Source organism: uncultured Aureimonas sp., from assembly GCF_913775355.1.
Classification (GTDB): domain Bacteria; phylum Pseudomonadota; class Alphaproteobacteria; order Rhizobiales; family Rhizobiaceae; genus Aureimonas.
Genome location: NZ_CAJYIU010000279.1, coordinates 1 through 3,869, shown reverse-complemented (window position 1 = coordinate 3,869; position 3,869 = coordinate 1). Strand labels below are relative to the sequence as shown.

6 protein-coding genes are annotated in these 3,869 nt (G+C 68.4%); 1 reads left to right on the top strand and 5 read right to left on the bottom strand.

From position 1 onward, the window contains the following. From QZ753_RS16905 to QZ753_RS16890, 4 genes are all read right to left on the bottom strand, one after another. On the bottom strand, nucleotides 1-875 hold an 875-nt coding region (locus tag QZ753_RS16905; protein WP_294645310.1), incomplete at its 3' end, for an FAD-binding protein. A gap of 5 nt (nucleotides 876-880) precedes the next feature. Next, complete coding sequence (gene sdhD / locus QZ753_RS16900; protein WP_294645308.1) at nucleotides 881-1,258, bottom strand: succinate dehydrogenase, hydrophobic membrane anchor protein; 378 nt, start codon at nucleotides 1,256-1,258, stop codon at nucleotides 881-883. Between the two features lie 14 nt (nucleotides 1,259-1,272). Next, nucleotides 1,273-1,662: a succinate dehydrogenase, cytochrome b556 subunit gene (gene sdhC, locus QZ753_RS16895; RefSeq protein ID WP_294645306.1), complete on the bottom strand. Its 390-nt coding sequence runs from the start codon at nucleotides 1,660-1,662 to the stop codon at nucleotides 1,273-1,275. Between the two features lie 175 nt (nucleotides 1,663-1,837). Further along, nucleotides 1,838-2,308, bottom strand: a complete 471-nt coding sequence (locus QZ753_RS16890) for a GNAT family N-acetyltransferase (protein ID WP_090961501.1) — start codon at nucleotides 2,306-2,308, stop codon at nucleotides 1,838-1,840. A gap of 187 nt (nucleotides 2,309-2,495) precedes the next feature. Here QZ753_RS16890 and QZ753_RS16885 point away from each other — a divergent pair, with 187 nt between their 5' ends. Further along, entirely contained in the window at nucleotides 2,496-3,692 is a 1,197-nt protein-coding gene (locus tag QZ753_RS16885; protein WP_294645304.1) for a diguanylate cyclase, read from the top strand. 45 nt (nucleotides 3,693-3,737) lie between these two features. Here QZ753_RS16885 and QZ753_RS16880 read toward each other — a convergent pair. Beyond that, nucleotides 3,738-3,869 (bottom strand): aconitase family protein (locus QZ753_RS16880; RefSeq protein ID WP_294645311.1); only part of this gene is annotated, 132 nt, incomplete at its 5' end.

Sequence of the window (3,869 nt, the reverse complement as noted above, 5' to 3'; positions counted from 1 at the left end):
TCCATGAAACGCTCACCTTCGGAGTTGGTCAGGTAGCCGCCTTCGCCGCGTGCGCCCTCGGTGATGAGCACGCCCGCGCCGTAGATGCCGGTCGGGTGGAACTGCACGAACTCCATGTCCTGCAAGGGCAGACCGGCGCGCAGCACCATCGCGTTGCCGTCGCCGGTGCAAGTGTGGGCGGAGGTGGCCGAGAAGTAGGCCCGGCCGTAGCCGCCGGTCGCCAGGATCACCTTCTTGGAGCGGAAGCGATGGATCGAACCGTCGTCCATGTTGATGGCGACGACGCCGCGGCAGGCGCCCTCCTCATCCATGATGAGGTCGATCGCGAAATACTCGATGAAGAACTCGGACGAGTAGCGCAGCGACTGCCCATAGAGCGTGTGCAGGATCGCGTGGCCGGTGCGGTCGGCGGCGGCGCAGGTGCGCTGTGCCGGCGGGCCGTTGCCGAAGTCGGTGGTCATGCCGCCGAAGGGGCGCTGATAGATCTTGCCGTCCGTGGTGCGCGAGAAGGGCACGCCGAAATGCTCGAGCTCGTACACGGCCTTGGGGGCCTCGCGCACGAGATACTCGATGGCGTCCTGGTCGCCCAGCCAGTCCGACCCCTTCACGGTGTCGTACATGTGCCAGCGCCAGTTGTCCTCGCCCATGTTGCCGAGCGAGGCGGCCACGCCGCCTTGCGCCGCCACGGTGTGCGAACGGGTCGGGAAGACCTTGGTGATGCAGGCGGTCTTCAGGCCGGCCTGAGCCGCGCCAAGCGTGGCGCGGAGGCCCGCGCCGCCGGCGCCGACGACCACGACGTCGAACGTGTGGTCGATGAAGGTGTAGGCCTTGCCGTTCTGGGCCGGCGCGCTGCGATGGGGCTGGGCAGTCGCCATGGTGTTCAGGCTCCGAAGCTCATCTTGACGATCGCGAAAAGGCTCGCCGAAGCGACGAGGACGGCGAAGAAGGTGTTCAGGATGACGAGAGCCACCTTCGCGCCGCCGTGAATGTAGTCCTCGATGATGGTCTGCATGCCGAGACGCATGTGGACACACACGGAGATCACGACAAGGCCCATCACCAGCCCAACGAGCGGGTTGGCGAAGGCCGCGCGCACGCCATCATAGGGTTCGTCGTGCAGCGCGATCAGGAGCACGACGAAGAACGAGATCAGGAAGAGGTTGGCGACGGCGGTGAGCCGCTGCATCCAGAAGTGCCCGGTGCCCTCGCCGGCGGCGCCGTAACCCCGAACCCGCTTCAGGGGAGTTCTCATGTCCATGACGGAACCTTCCTTTAGAGGATGACGACGACCAGCCACAGGAGCACGGTTCCTGCGAGCGAGGCGACCAGCGTGGCGATGGCGAGCTTGGTAGATTCTTCGCGGCCGAGGCCGGCGCCCGTGTCCCAGATCAGGTGGCGGATGCCGCCGGCCATGTGGTGGAGCAGCGCCCAGCTGTAGCCGAAGAGGATCAGCCGGCCGATGATCGAGCCGAAGAAGGCGGACGCATAGGAGAAGGCGTCCGGCCCGCTGGCGGCGGCGATCAGCCACCAGACGACGAGCGCCGTGCCGACATAGAGCGCGCCGCCGGTGATGCGGTGCAGGATCGACATGGCCATGGTCGGACGGAACCGATAGACCGTGAGATGCGGCGACAGCGGCCGGGCGGATTTGATGTCGGACAAGGATCACTCCGTGGGCGATCGCGGCTGGCATGGGACGCCGGGCGTGGCGCCCAGACGCGGCTGGATTGCTTCTAAAGAACCTGTGCGGCTGCGAAATCAAGCCGCGATCGGTCGCATTCGCGCCCAAACCGATTGAATGTCGCTTGCGTCGCAGGCGAATGGTGTCGGCCGGCCGTCAGCGATCGAGGAAGCGCAGGACGTAGCTCGACCAGTCGGCGGGCTCGGCCACCTTCTCGTAGAGGTGGCGGCCCGATCCGCCGTGGCGCGGCGCGTGGAGCACGAGGCGCGACCAGCCGCGCGAATCGGCCTCTTCCGCCAAGAGGTCCACCATCGCCTTGGCAATGCCCTTGCGGCGGTGGCGCTGGTCGACGAACACGTGGTCGGCGAGCCCCGAGCGCATGCCGGTCCAGAGGTCTGGCAGGTCGTAGAACTGGAGAAAACCGACGAGCTCGCCGTCGAGACGGGCGCCCAGCATCTCGCCGGTCCGATCCTGCAGAAGCTGCTCGGCGTAGAACGTGTCGGGCGCGCCCGGCGCACCGCGGAACATGGCCTGGTTGTAGGCGGCCAGAAGCGGCGCGAGCTCGCGCGCATCCTTCAGACGCAGGAGGCCGATCTCGATATCGGGAACGCTTTCGCTCTGGCTCATGCCGCTGGTGTGCGGCGGAAGCGCGCGAGCGTCAAGTCGCGGCGGGCGGATCGTTGGCGGGTTCTACGTCGCTCGGATTGCGCCGGGCTGCCGCTGCGGCTAGTGGTTTTGCTTTGGGCCGCAACATTATGGCGTCAAGTCATGGCGCCTGCGACGCAGCGTCATGCGGGAGACGGGGAGGACGAACATGCGCGCCGACATCCTCGCCTGGTCCGTGCCGGTCCTGTTCTCATCCTTCGCGCTCTGCTTCCTCCTGCTGTCGCGCCTCCATGCCAGCCTTCGATGGTGGAGCGCAGGCTTCTTCGTCGCCTCGCTCGGCTTCGCCCTGACCGTCCTGCCGACGGCGCCCGGCAGCGTCGCCAAGCCGACGGTCGAGGACACGCTGTTCCTGATCGCGCTCGCGATCGCCAACGCCGCCTTCGCCGCGCGCGCCGGGCGCCGCCCGCGCTGGGTATGGCTCGCCCTCGTTGTCGCAGCCGGAAGCGCGGGCGCTGCGGGCAGTCTCGCGTTTCTGGGCGGATCGGTGCTGCACGAGGTGTTCTCGGTGCAGACGGCCTGCGGGGCACTGATGCTTCTATCCGCGGTCGAGATGCGGCGCGATCCGGGCGTGCTGCGGCCGCTTCTCGTCGGCCTGTGCGGCACGATCACGGTAAGCCTCGGCCTGCAGAACGTCCTTCTTCTCTACGCCTCGCCCGAGGATCTCGGCGTGTCGAACTGGCGCGAGTCGCCCTGGGGCTTCGTGTTCCAGCTGAATGGCGCGGCGACCGGCATCCTCCTGGCGCTGAGCGTGATCCTGACGACGGCGTTCGACGTCATCGGGCGCCTGCGCGAGGAATCGACCGCCGACGCGCTGACCGGAGCGCTGAACCGGCGCGGTCTCGAGCAGGGCGTCGAGGCGATGCGTCGGCACATGGGCCCCGACGCGTGCCTTGCACTCGTCCTCAGCGATCTCGACCATTTCAAGCAGATCAACGACCGCTACGGCCACGAGGCGGGCGATGCCGTCCTGTGCGGCTATGCGGCGCTCTGCAGCGGTCTTGCGGGGGCGGACGGGCTGGTGGCGCGCATCGGCGGCGAAGAGTTCGCGATCGTGGTTGCCGGCAGCGACTACGCGTCGGCGCTGGAGCTTGCCGAGACCGTGCGCACCTCGGCGCGGCAGATCCGCTGGCCGGCGCCGCTCGCCGAGCTGACGGTGACGGCGAGCTTCGGCGTGGTGGCGATCGACCCGCAGGAAACGCTGTTCGATGCGATCGACCGGGCCGACCGCCTTCTCTACAGCGCGAAGGCGGATGGACGCGACAAGGTGGTGATCGACATCCGCGAGACGGCGCCGGCCCCGGCGCCCGAGCGCCGGCTGCCGGCCGGACCCGCCTTCGCGGGCTAGGCCTGCGCCCGGCCCGGCCGAAGCCGTCCGGGCACTCTCATGGCTTTACCGCCACTCGCGGATATCGACGAAACGCCCGGCGATCGCGGCGGCCGCGGCCCTCGCGGGCGAGACGAGGTGCGTGCGGCCCTTGAAGCCCTGCCGTCCCTCGAAGTTGCGGTTCGAGGTCGAGGCGCA